This window comes from Acinetobacter sp. YH12137, assembly GCF_013418535.1.
Taxonomy (GTDB): domain Bacteria; phylum Pseudomonadota; class Gammaproteobacteria; order Pseudomonadales; family Moraxellaceae; genus Acinetobacter.
In genome coordinates this window covers 1-18,225 of record NZ_VPBW01000023.1, presented here as the reverse complement: position 1 = coordinate 18,225, position 18,225 = coordinate 1, and the positions used below count along the sequence as shown (strand labels likewise).

Annotated in this window: 18 protein-coding genes and 2 pseudogenes; 7 read left to right on the top strand and 13 right to left on the bottom strand. The window is 42.9% G+C overall.

Annotation, left to right across the window (positions count from 1 at the left end; genetic code table 11):
- Positions 1–32: 32 nt before the first annotated feature.
- The 4 genes from FTU72_RS11315 to FTU72_RS11300 all read right to left on the bottom strand — a co-directional run bounded on the left by FTU72_RS11315 (position 33) and on the right by FTU72_RS11300 (position 2,288).
- Entirely contained in the window at positions 33–458 is a 426-nt protein-coding gene (locus FTU72_RS11315; RefSeq protein WP_179993033.1) for a hypothetical protein, read from the bottom strand.
- A gap of 118 nt (positions 459–576) precedes the next feature.
- Positions 577–1,452, bottom strand: coding sequence for an MBL fold metallo-hydrolase (locus FTU72_RS11310; protein WP_180012222.1), 876 nt, complete (start codon positions 1,450–1,452; stop codon positions 577–579).
- A gap of 2 nt (positions 1,453–1,454) precedes the next feature.
- Complete coding sequence (locus tag FTU72_RS11305; protein WP_179993035.1) at positions 1,455–1,871, bottom strand: DUF6691 family protein; 417 nt, start codon at positions 1,869–1,871, stop codon at positions 1,455–1,457.
- Entirely contained in the window at positions 1,872–2,288 is a 417-nt protein-coding gene (locus FTU72_RS11300) for a YeeE/YedE family protein (RefSeq protein ID WP_179993036.1), read from the bottom strand.
- A gap of 99 nt (positions 2,289–2,387) precedes the next feature.
- Here FTU72_RS11300 and FTU72_RS11295 point away from each other — a divergent pair, with 99 nt between their 5' ends.
- Complete coding sequence (locus tag FTU72_RS11295; protein ID WP_125278654.1) at positions 2,388–2,699, top strand: metalloregulator ArsR/SmtB family transcription factor; 312 nt, start codon at positions 2,388–2,390, stop codon at positions 2,697–2,699.
- A gap of 63 nt (positions 2,700–2,762) precedes the next feature.
- Here the strand turns inward: FTU72_RS11295 and FTU72_RS11290 are convergent, their stop codons facing one another.
- Genes FTU72_RS11290 through FTU72_RS11280 form a run of 3 tightly spaced genes read right to left on the bottom strand, consistent with a single transcriptional unit; the run spans position 2,763 to position 5,930 of the window.
- On the bottom strand, positions 2,763–3,494 hold the full coding sequence (locus FTU72_RS11290) for an ABC transporter ATP-binding protein (RefSeq protein ID WP_179993037.1): 732 nt from the start codon (positions 3,492–3,494) through the stop codon (positions 2,763–2,765).
- Entirely contained in the window at positions 3,487–4,710 is a 1,224-nt protein-coding gene (locus FTU72_RS11285; protein ID WP_179993038.1) for an ABC transporter permease, read from the bottom strand. The genes FTU72_RS11290 and FTU72_RS11285 overlap by 8 nt, the downstream gene beginning before the upstream one ends.
- Positions 4,707–5,930: an efflux RND transporter periplasmic adaptor subunit gene (locus tag FTU72_RS11280; RefSeq protein WP_179993039.1), complete on the bottom strand. Its 1,224-nt coding sequence runs from the start codon at positions 5,928–5,930 to the stop codon at positions 4,707–4,709. The genes FTU72_RS11285 and FTU72_RS11280 overlap by 4 nt, the downstream gene beginning before the upstream one ends.
- A gap of 378 nt (positions 5,931–6,308) precedes the next feature.
- Here FTU72_RS11280 and FTU72_RS11275 point away from each other — a divergent pair.
- A pseudogene (locus tag FTU72_RS11275) lies at positions 6,309–6,680 on the top strand (SDR family NAD(P)-dependent oxidoreductase); the annotation flags it as partial.
- Between the two features lie 8 nt (positions 6,681–6,688).
- On the opposite strand, the gene FTU72_RS11270 reads toward FTU72_RS11275, so the two are convergent.
- Positions 6,689–7,717 (bottom strand): transposase, encoded by a 1,029-nt coding sequence (locus FTU72_RS11270; RefSeq protein ID WP_180087659.1) that lies wholly within the window; start codon positions 7,715–7,717, stop codon positions 6,689–6,691.
- Positions 7,718–7,777: 60 nt separating this feature from the next.
- Here FTU72_RS11270 and FTU72_RS11265 point away from each other — a divergent pair.
- The 3 genes and pseudogenes from FTU72_RS11265 to FTU72_RS11255 all read left to right on the top strand — a co-directional run.
- Positions 7,778–8,284: pseudogene (locus tag FTU72_RS11265) on the top strand (SDR family oxidoreductase); the annotation flags it as partial.
- A 227-nt stretch (positions 8,285–8,511) separates the two neighbouring features.
- Positions 8,512–8,676 (top strand): hypothetical protein, encoded by a 165-nt coding sequence (locus FTU72_RS11260; protein WP_166138732.1) that lies wholly within the window; start codon positions 8,512–8,514, stop codon positions 8,674–8,676.
- Positions 8,677–8,850: 174 nt separating this feature from the next.
- On the top strand, positions 8,851–9,528 hold the full coding sequence (locus FTU72_RS11255; RefSeq protein ID WP_179993040.1) for a type 1 glutamine amidotransferase domain-containing protein: 678 nt from the start codon (positions 8,851–8,853) through the stop codon (positions 9,526–9,528).
- Positions 9,529–9,628: 100 nt separating this feature from the next.
- Here FTU72_RS11255 and aliA read toward each other — a convergent pair whose 3' ends face one another.
- From aliA to FTU72_RS11235, 4 genes are read right to left on the bottom strand one after another with little or no spacing between them, the layout of a single operon-like run.
- Positions 9,629–11,296, bottom strand: a complete 1,668-nt coding sequence (gene aliA, locus FTU72_RS11250) for a cyclohexanecarboxylate-CoA ligase (RefSeq protein ID WP_179993041.1) — start codon at positions 11,294–11,296, stop codon at positions 9,629–9,631.
- Positions 11,297–11,350: 54 nt separating this feature from the next.
- The gene (gene aliB / locus FTU72_RS11245) at positions 11,351–12,508 is read right to left on the bottom strand and encodes a cyclohexanecarboxyl-CoA dehydrogenase (protein ID WP_180012224.1); all 1,158 of its coding nucleotides are present in this window, start codon (positions 12,506–12,508) and stop codon (positions 11,351–11,353) included.
- A gap of 12 nt (positions 12,509–12,520) precedes the next feature.
- Positions 12,521–13,303, bottom strand: a complete 783-nt coding sequence (gene badI, locus FTU72_RS11240) for a 2-ketocyclohexanecarboxyl-CoA hydrolase (protein ID WP_179993043.1) — start codon at positions 13,301–13,303, stop codon at positions 12,521–12,523.
- A 58-nt stretch (positions 13,304–13,361) separates the two neighbouring features.
- Positions 13,362–14,126: a glucose 1-dehydrogenase gene (locus tag FTU72_RS11235; protein WP_166138714.1), complete on the bottom strand. Its 765-nt coding sequence runs from the start codon at positions 14,124–14,126 to the stop codon at positions 13,362–13,364.
- 505 nt (positions 14,127–14,631) lie between these two features.
- On the opposite strand from FTU72_RS11235, the gene FTU72_RS11230 reads away from it, so the two are divergent.
- Positions 14,632–15,120, top strand: coding sequence for a MarR family winged helix-turn-helix transcriptional regulator (locus tag FTU72_RS11230; RefSeq protein WP_034706362.1), 489 nt, complete (start codon positions 14,632–14,634; stop codon positions 15,118–15,120).
- A gap of 87 nt (positions 15,121–15,207) precedes the next feature.
- Here FTU72_RS11230 and FTU72_RS11225 read toward each other — a convergent pair whose 3' ends face one another.
- Positions 15,208–16,497 (bottom strand): MFS transporter, encoded by a 1,290-nt coding sequence (locus FTU72_RS11225; RefSeq protein ID WP_180053091.1) that lies wholly within the window; start codon positions 16,495–16,497, stop codon positions 15,208–15,210.
- A gap of 345 nt (positions 16,498–16,842) precedes the next feature.
- Between FTU72_RS11225 and FTU72_RS11220 the strand changes: the two genes are divergently transcribed.
- Complete coding sequence (locus FTU72_RS11220; RefSeq protein ID WP_159123583.1) at positions 16,843–18,066, top strand: CaiB/BaiF CoA-transferase family protein; 1,224 nt, start codon at positions 16,843–16,845, stop codon at positions 18,064–18,066.
- Positions 18,067–18,225 lie beyond the last annotated feature (159 nt).

Below are 18,225 nucleotides of genomic sequence, written 5' to 3'. Positions count from 1 at the left end.
TCCTTGATTTATTAAAATATAAATAACGAGGATTAAGTTTTAGGTGGGCGCAGAATTTCCTGCCAATACCCGGCAAGGTGCTTGGCTTGATAATTAGAGATAAAAGTGGTTTCTAAGGCATGAATCTCAGGAAGAGTTAACTTCGAGATTTCCACATCGATCCAGCTACTCAGGTTATGGCAAGAGCTATAAATACAATCCAGACAGTCATCTTTGTGTTCATTTAAATCGGAGTGGCAATCCATGTCCTGACTCATATCATGAGCAGAATCATGCATAGCTTGATGCTGGCGATGTAACTTCTCTATTTTTTCCATTTCCTTACAATGGGAACCCATCTGCTTGGTTGACGTTTCCAGATGCATCGTTTTTGCTGAAGCAATCGACATGCCGCTCCAGCTTACGGCGAATACCATAAGCATCACAAACCAGATCTGTTTAAAGAACTGTCTGAGCACGATGCACCCTGAAAATATAAAAATGAGTTAACCCAAATAGCATAGGGTGGAATATTAAAATTCGCAAACTTTATAAGCGCTTAATTTAAAGATTAATATTTTGTTCCTGATAAATTGATCACTTCTTAAAATAATTTAGCGGCAGCTTCACATAAGACACACCATTGGCTTCTGGCATTGGGAACTGTCCGCCATTCATATTAATCTGGATCGCAGGCAAAATCAGTTTAGGCATACTTAGACCTGCATCACGCTGCTGACGCATCTGTACAAATTCAGATTTGCTAATCCCTTCACGGATATGAACGTTTTGCTGTTTTTGCTGCTGAATCGTGGTTTCACATTGATATTCATGACGTGACTCTGGCAAATAGTCATGACACAAAAATACACGGGTGCTTTCCGGGAGCTGAAACAGCTTGTGAACAGAATCATATAAAACCGAGGCACTGCCATTTGGAAAATCACAACGAGCCGTGCCATAGTCCGGCATAAACAGTGTATCCCCTACAAAGACGGCGTTACCAATCACATAGCTTAAACAGGCAGGTGTATGTCCTGGCGTAGGAATATTATAAACTTCCAGCTTGCCAATCTTGAAATGCTCACCATCCTCAAACAGATAGTCAAAAGGCTGATGCGCATTGATCTGTTTCATGTCCAGATGATAAATCTCGGCAAACGTTTCCTGTACCAGCGCAATTTTTTTACTGATTGCAATCTTGCCGCCTAATTGCTGTTTCAGATATTGGGCAGCTGTCAGATGATCAGCATGTACATGAGTTTCCAGAATCCATTCCACCGTCAAACCTTGTGATTTCACATAGGCAATCATCTGATCGGCATGCTCGGTCGATGTGGTGGCAGACGCAGCATCGTAATCCAGCACGCTATCAATAATGGCACATTGGGCAGTTTGAGGATCGCTCACCACATAACTAAAAGTATTGGTATTTTTATCAAAAAACGCTTTGACGTTTGGCTGCTGTGTCATATTTATACTCCTGCCCATTTACGGTGAATCCAGATCCCAAGCAGCATAGCTGCAATAAAATACAAGGCTTGATAATGTCCCAAACCAATCAGGGTAAAACTGGGTGCCGGACAAATGCCTGCAATTCCCCAACCGATACCAAATAATAAACTACCCGACAGCAGTTTAGGATCAATCTTTTGATTCTTTGGTAAATCAATGGGTTCATTAAATAAAGTGGTCGGATGTGGATTATGTTTAGCTTTCTGGAAAGGAATAAAAGCCACCAGAATTGCCCCCATCATGACAAAGGCAAGACTGGCATCCCAATCCCCAAACAGATCCAGAAAATCCAGAACTTTTTCAGGATTAGACATACCTGAGAGCATTAAGCCGACTGAAAACAGGCCACCAAATAGAAAAGCGAATAGATTTTTCATTTAGATAGCTCCAACCAGATGACGAACAACATAAACCGTGATAAATCCCGCCAGCATAAAAGACCCGGTCGCAATAAAGGAGCGATTTGACAGACGGCTAATCCCACAGATGCCATGTCCACTGGTACAACCTGAACCTAAACGTGTACCAAAACCAACCAGCAAACCGGCAATGACCATCATCCATGGGCTGGCATTCAGCTCAATTTCTGGCTGAAACAATACGCCGTAGATAAATGGAACTATAAATAGTCCTGCTAAAAACCAGACCGCAGGAGTTTTGAAAATTGTCTTTCGATTAAGTACCTGCCCAACCAACCCACTCACGCCCGCAATACGGCCATTCACATACAGATAGCCGACCACTGAAAGACCAAGCAGTAATCCACCGAGAAACGCTGCCAAAAAGTCATGCATGAGCATATTCCACTTAAAATATATAATTTTATATTATATAATTATAAATATTAATCAAGACGGTTTTTAAATATTGTGTGACTAATACAGGTTTTTTATATGACAGCAGATGAAACTCAGACACGTATTGATTTTTCTCAGGCTCATGTGGTAAGCGAACGCTTAAAAGTGTTGTCGAATTCTGACCGACTGAAAATTCTATGTGTACTGGTCGATAGTGAAATGAATGTGCAACAGATTGAGCTACAAACAGATATTCACCAACCCACTCTCTCACAACAACTTACGGTGCTCCGAAAAGCCGAAATGGTCAGCACGCGTCGTGAAGGAAAGCAGATTTTCTATCAGCTTTCCGACCCCAAAGTACTTACCCTGATGCAAACCTTGTATCAGCTTTATTGCAAGGCTTAAGTGATAAGAAAAATCTTTATTTATCCATAATTGGAGAATACAAATTCTTAAAATATTTAAAAATTAAGTATTTTCAGGAATATCTGCTGGAGCTGTTCTGGTATCACTTTGAATCAGGCCGTCAACTAACTTGATGGTGCGATCACAACTAACAGACAAGCGCGGATCATGAGTCACCAGCAAAATGGCACAGCCCTGTTCCTTATTTACTTTACGAAACAGTTCAAAAACTTCAGACGCGGTCTGGGTATCCAGGTTCCCGGTCGGTTCATCGGCCAGTAACAAGGCGGGTTCTGTAATCAGTGCCCGAGCAATTGCAACACGCTGTTGTTGCCCGCCGGAAAGCTCATTCGGTTTTCGATGTGCATACTTTTCCAGCCCGACTGCAGCCAGAAGTTCATGAGCGCGGTCTAGAGCTTTTTGATCCGGTTTACCATGTGCCATCATTAACGGCATTAGGACATTGTCTAATGCATTAAAAGCTTGAATCAGATGATGAAACTGAAATACAAATCCAATACTGCTGCCGCGTAATACGGTACGTGCAGCGTCATCCATACGGCTGGTGGGTTGACCAAGCAGATATAGTTCACCGCTAGTTGGCTGGTCCAATAGACCCAGAATATTCAATAAAGTACTTTTCCCCGAGCCTGAAGGACCAATTAGTGCTGCAAAGTCATTACGTTCAATACACAAATCAATGCCATGCAGAACTTCGACTTCATTAGGCTGACCAATATTATAAGATTTACGTAGTGCTTCCAGCCGCAAGACTTCATTCGATGAATCAGACATGACGAATTGCCTCCACAGGATCAAGTGCCGCAGCACGACGGGATGGTATAGCCGCTGCCACTACACCAGTCAATGTGGCCAGCAATAAAGCCAGCAATAGCAGATTGATTGAAATTGGAATATAGAACAGGCCTGGGCCAAATTCATTAAAGATCCAGACCAGTAAATAACTGACTGCACTGCCGATAATAGACCCCAACAAGCCAAAAATTGCGCCCTGAAACAGGAAAACGCGCAGGATTTGTCTTTGTGTGGCCCCTGTTGCCCTTAAGATGCCAATTTCACGAGTCCGTTGTACGACACTGACTGACAAGACGCTGGCAATACCAAAAGCGACGGAGATGGCCACAAAAATAATAATCATATTGGTTGAAAGGCTCTGCGCTGAGATGGCATTCATTAACTGACCATTGGTTTTAATCCAGCTTTCTGCCTGTAAGGAAGTCAAACGCCCGACCTGCGTTGCAATATTTTCTGCTTCAAAAATATTTTCTACCGTCAGGTCGATTACAGTGATCCCGCCTGGCAGGCTGAGTAAAGACTGTGCCTGTTTTAAATCCATATAGACATAGCGCGAATCCAGCTCACGTACTCCAAGTTCAAAAATTCCGGAAATATTTACGACAGTACTGTTGTCCTGACCGGTGTCTAATCGTAATTTGCTACCCACCTGTACACCCAGATCTTTAGCCAGCTGACTGCCAATCATTACATCATCTGCACCGACACGTAACTGCCCACTGATCATATATTCTTTAAGTGGAATTATTTTCTGATAACGTTCTGGATCCATGCCCACCAGCGCAACCGATTCCTGAGCTTCACCACGCTGTGCGAATGCAGGTCCAGAAACTACTGGAGAAACAGCTGTCAATAAAGGCACCTGATCCAAGGTCGTCACGACCTCTTGCCAATTATTGATAGAGCGTAGTCTTTGGGCCCGTTTATCTTCTAGAACCAGCTGCACAGTGCCTGCGGGTGCGGGTATAACTTGGTTCACTTCATCGGGGGACAGTAAACGGATATGCGCCTGTGTCCCTAAAGTCCTTTCGATGATATTAGACTGCAAGCCCTGTATCAGTGCCGAGATAAAAACAATCACAGACACCCCTACAGCAACACCCACTGTAATCATCAGAGACTGCATTCGGCCTTCTCGCAAAAAACTGATTGCGATCTTCCATTCAATCCAGAGACGCCCTAGTAATTTTTTCACTCGAATTTCACCGGTAATTCATTTTTATTGCTGGCATCATTATTCTGGTCGGCATAGTTGATTTCTTCGGGCTTAAATCGAACTCGTGTGCCATCTTTTAAAGTTGAAGTTGCATCTGACAGTACCTGGTCACCCACTTTTAAACCGGAAATCACTTCAGACATGGCAAGTCCGCGCAGACCCAGTTTCACTTTTTGTCGCTGGATTTTGCTATCACGTACCAGTAATACGGTGGCCTGATCGCCCTGTACTTTCCCTAGCGCATCATTCGGAATCGCTAAGGTACGATCACGGCGACCTGTCTCGACATTAACCGATACCGTCATATCCTGACGCAGGAAATCAGGTACCGGATCAACCGATAGACGCACTTCTACCGTGCCGCGTTGAGGATCGATACTCGGTGCAATAAAATTAATCCGGGCTGGGAAAGGTTTATCCGGGTAAGCATCGGCAATTGCAGTCGCTTTCTGGGACAACGCCAGTCGTGACAGATTACGTTCATCCAGTGGTACACGGATTTCGGTATTACCATCCATTGCAATGGTAAATAAGGTACGTCCTGGCTGAACCAGATCGCCAGGCTCAACATCACGGGTCAGCACCGTTCCAGCAACAGTTGCCCGGATTTTAGTTTTAGCCAGTTGAGCCTGTGCTACCGAAAGCTGCTCACGCAATGAAGCCTCCTCTACCTGACCAGGTGCCAGTGCAGCTGCTTTTAAACGCACAGTTTCATAATTATTGCGTGCTACCCTTTCTGCCTCTACAGCCTGTTCAATTTCTTCTGCCGAAAGGATGCCTGCTTCGGCATTGCGACGACGCGTCGCTTCACGGCTGGCCTGTTCCAGCTGAGCTTTTGCTGAAGCCAATTCTGCTGAGGCTTGTGGACGGCGATTGGTTGCCAGTTCATTCAATGCGACTTCTGCCTGACGAACTTGGGCTGCCAGTTCATCCGATTTAAGTACAACTAGCAAATCGCCCGGTTTGACCCGATCGCCTTCCTTGACCCGACGTTCTAGTACCACGCCGGTTACTTCACTACCGACTTGAGCACGTGAAACGGTGATGACCTGCCCGGTGGCAACCACTGATTGCACCAGCGGCATCGGCTCTAAGGTATAACCTGTGACTTGTGGCCCTTGCCACCAGCGAAATACGCCAAATGCAACGAGCAAAAGTAAAAGGATCAGGACAATATATTTATAGCGGATAGCGCGCAATGTGCTTCTCCATTCTGGTTAAAAGCGCAGTTGTAAAGAAATACTTGTAGCTTATCTAGCTGTATATTTTAGATTTATTTGGTTGTAAATAAGTTATTGGTTTTATTTTGCAGATTGGTTCCTAAATCGACTTAACTCTTCTGTAATCCACTGAAGGTATATTCCTGCTTATCGCTCTTTTCCTTAAAAAGAAACCCGATATTTCATTCTAGAAGTGAAATTTGAATAACCAAAACAGGCAGTTCTAAAGTGTCAATTTAAGCTAAATGTATAAATGCTAAATCTTGCACAGGTTCTGTTATGAAATGTTGAGTCTAATTCAATCCCAACTAAAAGCTCCTAATATATTTTTTCATCAAGAGCAATCATGGAAAAAATATGAATAACTATCCTGAAACTCCAGCTTCAACTGAAACCCAAGCCCATCAACCGGGTGACCAGACTAAAATGGATCCTAATCCGGAAGTCATTAAAGAAAATTATAAAGGTAGCGATAAATTAAAAGGCAAAGTAGCACTCATTACAGGTGGTGACAGCGGGATTGGTCGCTCTGTATCAGTATTATTTGCCCGCGAAGGCGCCGATATTGCCATTTGCTATCTGGATGAAGATCAGGATGCGCTTGATACCAAAAAAATGGTTGAAGCAGAAGGACGCCGTTGTCTGCTGATTCAATGCGATTTACAGCATCCTGATGAAATCAAGAAAATGGTTGAGCAGACCCTTCAGGAATTTAAAACCATAGGACTTACGCACTATTATTTATAGATTCTCTGTGGTAGCAGATGATTTTTATCGAGAATAAAGTCATCAATGAAGTTTTTGATAACTGGTCTAAATAATTTCTTCTGCCAACGATATACATTTTCAAAGATCCGCTCAAACTGGTTCTTTTGTATCTCAACGTAGGCCATCAAGGCTGAAAAAATATGATTCAAAATCAGTTTAGATCGTCTTACTTGAAACTTTTCAATATGACAAACCTGTTTAACCACCCGGTGATATTGCTCTATTTTCCAATGACTTGAATGTAATTCATGAAAACCCTCAAAGGACAATAAATCATCTTCATCTTGATGCACAATATAAAACCTCTGCTGTTCTTTTAACTGAGTCTTAAATAATTGTACAAAGCCAAAATCTTTGAGCCAGACCACTTGACCCTGATGGAAATCTGGCAATAAACGCAGTTGAAACCATTGTCCTTTTTCTGGGGAAACCTTACGGTTACAGTCGATACCAAACATAAATCGAATACCATGTTTTCTTATGGTTTTTAGATTTCCAGTCGATGAATACCAACTATCACCTGTAATAAATTGAATCTTTGCACCCCAACTGAGTACTTCACTTAACATATCCATAAAGTAATCATTCTTGGTTTTACTTTCAGATTTGTCATAAATTCGGAAATTAATTGGAATATTTTGACCATTTTGATCTGTCGCATACAAGGTAATGAGATTAATACCCTTGACGGATCGGTGGTGTTTGCCTGACCAAAAATAGCTAACTAAGTCCATATGTTGACTATATGGTTTATCTAAAACAGTATCATCAATACTGACTATAAGTTTATTATTATCAATATGTTGAATTGATTCTTGATATAGGTCGTGAGGTGTGTAGTCTTCACGCTCTAGAAAGCGATTTACACTATCATGCGAGATATTATAAGTCTCGGCAAGTTGTGTGCAGCTAATAGAGTTCGGTTCTGTCATGAGAAAGCCCATATAAATGGGTAATGTACAAGTTGCTGTAGAAGCATGTTTAATTCGTCTGATCACAGATACTTTATAAAGTATTTTAATACTTTTTTGAATCCGTCAATGCGTAAGTCCTAAACCATTAATATTCTGGTAAATAATGCAGGTGTGCAGTATCCGCAGGACAGTATTACCGATATTTCTCCAGACCAGTTATTCAAGACCTTCAATGTCAATATCCTGTCCATGTTCCATCTGACTCAGGCGGTACTTCCACATATGCAGGCAGGTGACAGTATTATCAATACCACCAGTATCACCAGCTATCATGGACATGACACACTGATAGACTATTCAAGCACCAAAGGTGCGATTACTTCTTTTACCCGCAGCTTATCTACCAATCTGGCGAAAAATAAAACCGGAATTCGTGTGAATGGTGTTGCACCAGGCCCAATCTGGACACCACTCATTCCAAGCAGCTTTGATGAAGAACAACTGGAAGATTTTGGTAAACAGACACCAATGGGACGTATGGGACAACCGAGTGAAGTCGCTCCTGCCTATTTATTTCTGGCCAGTGAAGAAGCTAGCTATATTTCAGGTCAGGTCATTCATGTAAATGGCGGCAGTATTATTAACGGCTAATCAAAGTTTGAAAGTAGATAACAGCCTTTCTAGCTGTTATCTACTTTTTTCTAAAATATTTAATACGTTTTAGTTTTAGAATCTTTGAAAAACAGAATTTGATGGATATCTATAAAATTCATCTTAAAGCTATAAAACAATTCAAACAAATCCTGACAGATGATTACCCGCGCCAAAATAATCCCTTGTTATAGTGATTTCAGCCCCTACCTGATGAGGATAGTAAAATGTCTAGAGGTGATAAATCAGCTTATACCGAAAAGCAAAAACGACAGGCTAAGCATATTGAAGACAGTGAAAAAGATCGTGGTCGTCCTGAAGACGAAGCAGAGCGTATTGCCTGGTCGACTGTGAATAAGCAGGACGGCGGTGGCAAGAAAAAGAAAAACTGAGCTATCCAAAGTTCAAGGAAAGTGATGCTATTGATTTAGCATCAGTTCAACTATCTAGATTTTATTCCTTTTATTTTTTAAGCAATCGAAAAAGTCTGATGGCCTTAGGTATTCAGATTCTTTCCTTTGTTTCGTTATTTCATCAAGTCATTCAAGATAATTTTAAGGAAAAATATGAAAATTCTGATTGTATTAACCTCCCATGATCAACTTGGCGAAACGGGTAAAAAAACCGGATTCTGGCTCGAAGAACTGGCTGCTCCTTATTACACTTTTATTGATGCAGGCGCAGACGTAACGTTGGCCTCTCCAGCCGGTGGCCAGCCACCACTTGATCCAAAAAGCAATGAACCTGATGCGCAAACCGAAACGACCAAACGTTTTGAAGCAGATGAAGTGGCCATGCAGGCTCTTGCCAATACGCATAAATTAAGTGATGTGCTGAATCAGGATTTTGATGCGATCTTTTATCCGGGCGGCCATGGACCGTTATGGGATCTGGCAAATGACCAGAATTCTATTTCCTTAATTGAACAGACTCTACAGGCCAATAAACCTGTGGCACTCGTCTGTCATGCACCGGGTGTGCTTCGCGATGTTAAAAATGCAGAAGGCCGACCTATCGTCGAAGGTAAATCAGTGACTGGCTTTAGTAACACTGAAGAAGATGGTGTTGGCCTGACTGATATCGTGCCATTTTTAGTTGAAGATACGCTGAAAGAAAAAGGCGGACAGTATTCCAAGGCTGAGGACTGGCAGGTACATGTACAGCAAGATGGCCTGTTAATTACCGGACAGAATCCGGCATCTTCTGCTGCAACGGCTGAGGCGCTGTTAAAGTTATTAAAATAATTTCATCCAGATATAAGTCATTGGAGACCAGTTACTTATTTGCTGGTAAAAAACCCTGATGTGATGTCACATCAGGGTTTATTCGTTTTATGTTGAGATTCTAATTCGCTACTGCCACAGTTGATGCAATATGCTGGGCCAGTAATTCTCTGAGTTTAAATTTCTGGATTTTCCCCGATGGCGTCATCGGAATCTCGTCCCAAATCTCCAAACGTTCTGGAATATATTGCATTGCCAGATTATGGGTTTTCAGAAAATCCACCAGCTCATTAAAACTTAAAGACTGTGCCGGATCTTTCAACTTGATAATCGCACAGGCACGCTCACCTAGCCGTTCATCTGCATAAGCCACTAAAGCGACCACCGCCACATTGGGATGTTTATATAAAAGTGATTCAATTTCTGCGACCGGAATATTTTCACCGCCACGAATGATTACATCCTTTTTACGGCCACAAATCCGGATATAACCTTTTTCATCCTGATAGGCGATATCGCCCGTATCAAACCAGCCATCTGCATCGGTATCATTTAAATGAGCACGTTTGAGGTAGCCACCGAATCCAGAACAAGCGCGAATCATCAAGCGACCAGACTCATTCACCGGCTTGGCCTTCCCTGTTTTATCGACAATTTTGACGTCTACACCCGGCAAGGCGATGCCATCAGTATTAAAAGAACGTTCATCGTCATCTTCTGGACAGGTAGTAGTGACCGCGCCACATTCAGTCATTCCCCAGGCTGAAATCACTTTTACGCCTAAAATCTCCCGGGCTTTTTGCACTAATGGTCCCGGAATTGGCGCACCAGCACAAAGGAAAATTTTCAGTGAATCGACTTTGTCATGCTGTTCAGCCACAGTATTGGACAGGTCGTTCAAAAATGGCGTTGAAGCCATGGTGAAATTCACCTGATGCTGATGAATCAAGTCTACTGCTTTGGAGACATCCCAGACATCCTGTAATACCACTTTGGTATTGAGCTGAATCGGCATCATCAGGCCATACATAAATCCGGTCTGATGCGCCATCGGTGACGCCATCAATACCACATCATTTTCAGTTAAATGCAAACGCTCTGCATAAGGCACAATATTGGAAAATAAGGTATTGGCCGTATGCATCACGCCTTTCGGTTCACCTGTAGTGCCCGAGGTAAAGATTAGTTGGGTAATATCATCTGGGCCAGATTCAAGCCCATCTAGCTCAGCAATGGCTGCAGCATTCTGTTCCAGACTATGATTAAGCAACAGGCGATCAAAATTATTCTCGCCATCCCCATTCACTACAACTACGTGTTTTAGGGTGTCCAGCTTGTTGTGTAGCTGATTGGCCAACTGTTCATGGCCAAAATTACGAAAGATTTTAGGCACAACAAATACTTTAGATTCACCATGTTTAAGCATGAATTCCAATTCACGTTCACGGAATATCGGCATGAGTGGATTCAATACGGCGCCAATACGGCTACAAGCCAGATACAGCAAGGTAAATTCCCACCAGTTCGGCAACTGGCAAGACACCACATCATTTTTCTCAATACCCAACTGTTTCAAGCCCAGCGCAATTTTGTTGGTCATGTCCCAAATCTGCTGGTAGCTGAAAGTCTGTTCAGTTTGATTCTCGACCTTAAAACTCACTAAAGCTGTTTTGTCCGGATTTTTTTCTACCGCACTGCGTAAAAAATCGAGAATTGTTTGATTGAGCCAGTGTCCTTGTTTGAGCATGGCCTCTTTTCTTGTCGGGATCAGAACCGCATCGAAATCCATTCGCTTACTCCTTATTTTTTATAATAGTCTTATTCAGGCTGGGGCGTATTTTCCTTAAGCTGGTACAGCCTTACGTCCTGCCTTATGCCGAGCGATAATTGTTTTCATGATCTGTGCTGTGCCATCGCCAATCTGGAATCCTAGTACATCACGCATGCGTTGTTCCATCACACCACGGTCATAACCGGCATGACCATAAGTCAACAGGCATTGATGAATCACATCATAAGCCAGCTTTGGTCCCCACCATTTACACATGCCTGCTTCAGAGGTATGTGGTAGATGGTTATCTTTGAGCCATAAAGTTTGCAGGCAAAGTAAGCGTGCAGCTTCAACCTGAGTTTCGTATTCAGCGAGTGGATGCGAAACTCCCTGAAAAGCAGTCAATGGCTGACCAAAAGCTTCGCGTTGCGTGGCATATTCCCAAGCTTCATCCAGACTCACCCGGGCAACGGCCAAAACCTGTAAACCGATCAGAGCACGAGAAAAATCAAAGCCCTGCATCACCTGCACAAAACCTTTGTTTTCATCCCCTAGACGGTGATTGACTGGCACACGAACATTGTCAAAGAAGATTGAACCGCGACCAATGGCGCGCTGACCATGACAGTCAAATCGTGTGGTACAGATGCCCGGTAAATTCATCGGAACCAAGAGCGCTGTCACGCCATGTGCACCATCTTCATTGGCGCCAGTGCGACCGAAAACCACCGAAGCATCTGCCTGATCGGCCGCAGAAATTGAAGTTTTTTCGCCATTAATGACATATTCGTCGCCATCACGTTCAATCTTTAAACGTAAATTTGCTGCATCAGAACCGCCTCGCGGCTCGGTCAAGGCAATTGAGAAGATAGCCTCGCCTGCAGTGAGTTTTTTCAGCCAGGGCTCAACCACTTCAGGCTGCCCATGTTCGGCCAGAATTTGGCCATTTAGGGAAGCAAGCAGGTTGATATAGGAGAAACTTAAATCCGCTTTGGCAATGGCTTCATGGATAATCCCTGCTGCCAGTCGGCCCATACCCTGACCACCGTATTGTTCAGGGAGTTCGGGGGCTATAAAGCCCATTTCCCCCATTTTTTTCACCAGATCACGATCAAAGACTCGGCTTTGGTCGCGCTCCAGAAATCCCGGAGCCACATATTTCTGGGCAAATTTTTCTGCCGTTTCAGCTAAAAGTTCTAGATCTTCGGTGATATAAGGATTCTTTTTCATTGATCAGTCTCCTTATTTGGCATATTTACGGAATTCAGGCTGACGTTTTTCTTTCAGTGCATTGACGCCTTCACGAGACTCTTCAGTATCGTAATAAAGTTTTAGCGCATACATGCCCATGCCAGCGATCCCTGCCTGATGTGCGGTATCCATATTGAAACTGCGTTTGGCAATCGCGATTGCGGTCGGACTACGCTGACAGATTTCTTCGCCCCATGCCTGAACTTCTGCATCGAGTTGATCTGCTGGTACACATTTATTGGCCAATCCAATTTCAACCGCTTCCTGACCAGAATAACGGCGGCACATGTACCAGATTTCACGGGCTTTCTTCTCACCCACGACGCGTGCTAAAAATGCTGTGCCATAACCTGGATCGACTGAACCCATTTTTGGTCCGACCTGACCAAAGATTGCTTTATCTGAACAGATCGTCAGATCACAAATCGTGGCCAGTACATTACCTCCCCCAATCGCATAACCTTGTACGCGCGCAATTACCGGTTTGGGGACATCACGAATGGCGGTATGCAATTCTTCCATCGGTAAACCAATGGTACCGCGACCGTCATAATTACCATCATGCGCAGACTGATCACCACCAGTACAAAACGCTTTTTCACCCGCGCCGGCCAATACAATCGCCCCAACGTTACGGTCATAGCCTGCCTTATTTAAAGCCTTGATCAGTTCATCACAGGTCGTACCACGAAAGGCATTCATTTTTTCTGGACGGTTAATCGTGATCCAGGCTACACCGTTTTTTACTTCATATAAGATATCTTCAAAATTCATGTTCATTACGTCCTGTACTGTTTTATCTGTCTAATTTAGTGTTAATTAATTTGATGCTTTAACCATTCATGGTCAAACCGCCAGAGACACTAAGGACCTGTCCGGTAATAAAGCTGGCATCTTCACTTAAGAAAAAAGCAATCGCAGAAGCTAAATCATCCGGCTGACCCAAACGGCCCAGTGGAATAGCACGAACAAAGGCTTCACGTAATTTTTCTGGATTTGAAGCACCTTCAGTCACGCCTGCAAGTAAAGCGGTATCGGTTGGTCCTGGGCAAATCACATTAATTTTGATGTTATGGCGTGAATGTTCGCGTGCCAGAGTTTTGGAGAAAGATAGCAATCCTCCCTTACAGGCAGCATAGACTGCTTCGCCCGAAGAACCGACACGGGCTGCATCTGAGGCAATATTAACGATGCTGCCGGAATTACGTTCGACCATGCCTTTCAGCACAGCAAAGTGCATATTCAGCATACCGACCAGATTGATCTGGATCAGTTTCTGCCATTCGTCTGGGGTGCTTTTAATGAAGGGTTTAAAAATGTCCCAACCAGCATTATTCACTAGTCCATCGATCGGGCCTAATTCAGTTTCCGTTTTTTGAACCGCCTGTTCAACGACGTCACTTTGGGTAATATCACATTGAATCGCCAGCGCCCGACCGTATTGATTAATTTCATTTGCCAACTTCTCGGCAGCTTCCAGATTCATATCAAAAATAGCAACTTTAGCGCCTTCTTCTGCCAAACGTCGGCAGGTTGCGGAACCTATTCCGCCTGCACCGCCTGTCACAATCACGACCTTATCTTTTAATCCTTTCATTGTTTTATCCCTACGCTATTTGTTGTCGAATTTAATCGGCTATTGTTCTAATTCGGTGTGTTTTATCTAAAATAGAAAGAGATTGAATTTATGTCAACATATTTACATAAAATAATATTTATATTTTTATAAATGTATAAATAACAATTATTTAATAATTTTATTTATTCAATGTATTGACCTATATTGACATTTATCTTTAGAGTAACCTATATCTAGCCCCAGTTTATTACTAAGCTGTTTCTGTTTCATGAAGGATGTTTTATTTCTTTAGTTTGCTAGATGACTGCCTTGATATTCAGCTAGAGAACAAACTGAAACTGTGAATATCAAGAAAGATATTTTTAAATGATTTAATCGCTTAGTACAGGATTTAAAGATGCAGATTTCTACTAAAAAACTATGATTTTTAAAACAAATTATAAAAGAAACTGATTTATGCGAAAAAGCGATAGGTTATACTTTGCACCGTTTGGCTATTTCAGTATTGAGGATGTTGCATATAGTGAGTGATACTTTGTCAAAAAAATATGATCAATCCTTATATTCCGCTCATAACCGGCTGTTTTTCCGGCTGTTTCAGGTGGGAAACAGTCTGGATCGAAAATGCTTAAATGAGCTAAAAATATCTCCAGTGCATTGGGCCGTGCTGGGTGCCCTGTCTCGTCCTAAAGTTAAATCTGGTATGTCTTTTTCAGATCTGACCGAATATCTGGGTGTAAGCCGACAAAATCTGGATGCTGTCTTAAAACGACTGGAACGTGATGGACTGGTAGAGCGTGTTATCAATGAGCAGGATCGACGTGCCAAAATTGTTGCGCTTACCACGGAAGGTTTTCAGACCTGGGATAGCCTGCAGGATGATTTTTTTGAGTTTTATGGACAAGCCTTAAATAAACTGGCTTTTGATGATGTGATTACCCTGATTCATTTACTCAATAAAGTAAATGATGGTCTGAAAAGTATTCATCTGCAAAAAGAGTCGGACCAATAAAAAATAGAAATCTTATTTTTAAATTAAACAGATAAAAAAATGAGCCCTTATGAGGCTCATTTTTAACATCATTGTTTAAAATGATCATTATGCTTTTTGTGGGTCATATTGACGATCTTTGATAAAGATCCCAGACACTGCACCACACAAGAAATAGGCACCGCCCATAATCAGGAAGCCCAAGCCAATTGAACCACCGCTAGCTGCCGCGCCAATAATTGCAGGGGCAAACATGGCCCCAATACGCCCTGCATTATAGGCACCACCGACTGCTGTACCGCGGATTGACGTCGCAAAGCTTTCAGTCATATATGTGGCATTAATCGCATACGGAATACCATAGAGAAAGCCGAAGAAAATCAGCAGATAGGCAATATTATCCGGGGTGTTGAACAGCACAATGACCGGTAAGAAAATCGCCGTACCGATCGCGCCAAAAGAGAAAACGGCGCGTCGACCTAATCGGTCTGCAGCAAAACCGGCCAGAACTTTACCAAAAATCATGGCGATATAGGTTCCGATCATATAACCCGCCATTGATTTAAAGTTCATGTGTAATTCAGATTCTAGATAAGCAGGCATCCAGTTATTTACACCGTAATAGCCAAACTGCAGAAACCCAGCCGTGAAAATCCATAAAATAAACATCTTGCGATTCGCAGGATCCGCAAAGATTTCTTTGACAGTACTTTTCTTAACAGGCTGTTTGGTGGTTTCTTCAGCGGGTGCATATAAACGCAGTAATCTTGCACGCTGCCACGATTCTGGTTCAGGAACCAGTTTCTGGATAAAAATCGCCATAACGGATGGGATAATCGCGACAAAAAACAGTGTACGCCAGCCATATTCAGGAATAATCCAACCTGCCAATACAGTAGCTACGATATAGCCAACCGTCCAACCTGCCTGTAAGGTACCTAAAATTGTAGTCCGGTATTTGGTTGGTACATATTCAGCCATCAGTGTACTGGCTGCAATATATAAAGATCCGATCCCAAACGCAGACAGGAAACGTAGTACGGCGAACTGTTCATAGTTTTGGGTAAAGCCCAAGGCTGCAGTTAATACTGAAAAGATCAGAATTGAAATCACGACTGTACGTACCCGGCCTAAACGGTCACAAGCCCAGCCACCAATAAAACCACCAATCGCCATACCCGCCAGTGTAAAACTACCCAAGGTACCGGCTTGTAAATTACTTAAACCAAATTCTGCTTTCAGGCTGTTTAAGCTGAAAGACAGCAGTAGCATGTCCGCGCCATCGACCAGGAGTGCCAAAAAGGCAAAGACAAAGGCGATCTGCTGGGTTCGTTTGGCAGTGGGTTTTATCTTTGCGAGTTCTCTTTCTAAAACTTGTTCTCTTACTAATTCCGTCATATTTAAATCTCTATTCCTATCCTTAGGTTTTTTCATTCTGATCTTGTGTATGCACACTTCTGTATGCATGCGCTTTAAGCGAGATCCGTTTTCAAAGCACAGTACTTACTCCTGTTCTTATAATCTCATTCCCGAGACTTTTCCCTCTCCTGTTATTTTTGAATCGTATTTATTCTCGTCATCAGGCTAAAGAAGTTAGGATGATTTTTCAATCATTTTAGATGTTTTATTTTGTTAGACGAAATTAAGTATCGTAAAGTTGATTGTTTTTCCATTTTCATATAGCTTTAAAGCGATTATTAAAATGACATGTAATCTAAATAACATCGAACAAGGAGCGTAACGATGGGTGCTTTAACGGGCTTTCGTGTACTGGATTTAAGCCGGATTTTGGCTGGTCCTTGGTGTAGCCAGATTCTGGCGGACTTAGGTGCGGAAGTGATTAAAATTGAAAAGCCTGATCATGGAGATGACACACGCATCTGGGGACCACCTTGGCTTAAAAATAATCAGCAGGAAGATACCCATGAATCGGCTTACTATCTTTCAGCCAATCGCGGTAAACATTCAGTTGCCGTAGATTTATCTACTCCGGAAGGTCAACGCATTATCAAGAAACTCGCAGAACAGAGTGATGTAGTGATTGAGAACTATAAAGCGGGTTCGTTGAAAAGATATGGTCTGGATTATGAAAGTCTGAGCCAGATAAATCCGCGTCTGGTGTACTGTTCAATTACCGGCTTTGGCCAGAATGGCCCGCGTGCGCAAGAACCAGGCTATGACTTCATTGTTCAGGGTATGGGCGGTATGATGAGTGTTACGGGTGAACGTGATGACCTTCCAGGGGGTGGTCCGCAAAAAGCAGGTCTAGCCTTTGCTGATCTGACCACTGGCTTATATGCTGCAATTGCGATTCAAGCTGCTTTATTGTCCCGTGAAAAAACTGGTGAAGGTCAGCATATTGATATGGCACTGCTGGATACCCAGGTCGCTTCCCTCTCTGTTCTAGCCATGAATTATCTGACCTCAGGTAAAGTCCCTGGCCGCTTCGGAAATGCCCATGCCAATATTGTGCCTTATCAGGTGTTTAAAGCACAGGAAGGTGAATTCATTATTGCTTGTGGGAATGACCTGCAATTTCAAGCGCTGTGTCAGGCCGTGGGTTTGACCAAAGTGGCAGAAGATCCGCGTTTCTTGAAAAATTCAGGCCGGGTTACACATCGTGAAGAACTCACCACTCTCTTACAGGCTCATTTCTACTCTCAACCGGCAAAACACTGGGTAGATCTGATTCATGCAGTCAAAGTCCCAGTGGGCATGATCAATAACCTGAAACAGGCTTTGGAAGAAGAACAGGTTCTGGCGCGTGAAATGGTCATTCATATGCCGCATACTCTACGTGACGATTACACCTCGATTGGTTCGCCGATTAAACTTTCCAAGACCCCGGTAGAATATAAAAAAGCACCACCGTGTCTGGGTGAAGATACCGACGCCATCTTGAGCCAGTATTTAAGCCCTGCTGAAATGGAAGAGCTGAAAAGTAAAAAAGTCATCCAGCAGCGCTAAACTGCTCAGCAATAAAAAAAGGAATCGAAAGATCACTGCTGTCCCATAGTTTGCTTTAAATAAAAAAACCTGAGTCCTAACAGTTAAAATATGAGTGCAAACAAACACTTTAACGACCAGGATTCAGGTTTTGTCACATCAGAATACCGTATTTCATGA

Coding starts and splice junctions, on each gene's coding strand:
- FTU72_RS11255 (WP_179993040.1), top strand. CDS start 8,851: ATGAAAATTCTGATTGTATTAACCTCCCATGATCAACTTGGCGAAACG.
- aliA (WP_179993041.1), bottom strand. CDS start 11,296: ATGGATTTCGATGCGGTTCTGATCCCGACAAGAAAAGAGGCCATGCTC.
- FTU72_RS11235 (WP_166138714.1), bottom strand. CDS start 14,126: ATGAAAGGATTAAAAGATAAGGTCGTGATTGTGACAGGCGGTGCAGGC.
- FTU72_RS11290 (WP_179993037.1), bottom strand. CDS start 3,494: ATGTCTGATTCATCGAATGAAGTCTTGCGGCTGGAAGCACTACGTAAA.
- FTU72_RS11260 (WP_166138732.1), top strand. CDS start 8,512: ATGTCTAGAGGTGATAAATCAGCTTATACCGAAAAGCAAAAACGACAG.
- FTU72_RS11225 (WP_180053091.1), bottom strand. CDS start 16,497: ATGACGGAATTAGTAAGAGAACAAGTTTTAGAAAGAGAACTCGCAAAG.
- badI (WP_179993043.1), bottom strand. CDS start 13,303: ATGAATTTTGAAGATATCTTATATGAAGTAAAAAACGGTGTAGCCTGG.
- FTU72_RS11220 (WP_159123583.1), top strand. CDS start 16,843: ATGGGTGCTTTAACGGGCTTTCGTGTACTGGATTTAAGCCGGATTTTG.
- FTU72_RS11305 (WP_179993035.1), bottom strand. CDS start 1,871: ATGAAAAATCTATTCGCTTTTCTATTTGGTGGCCTGTTTTCAGTCGGC.
- FTU72_RS11295 (WP_125278654.1), top strand. CDS start 2,388: ATGACAGCAGATGAAACTCAGACACGTATTGATTTTTCTCAGGCTCAT.
- FTU72_RS11300 (WP_179993036.1), bottom strand. CDS start 2,288: ATGCATGACTTTTTGGCAGCGTTTCTCGGTGGATTACTGCTTGGTCTT.
- aliB (WP_180012224.1), bottom strand. CDS start 12,508: ATGAAAAAGAATCCTTATATCACCGAAGATCTAGAACTTTTAGCTGAA.
- FTU72_RS11310 (WP_180012222.1), bottom strand. CDS start 1,452: ATGACACAGCAGCCAAACGTCAAAGCGTTTTTTGATAAAAATACCAAT.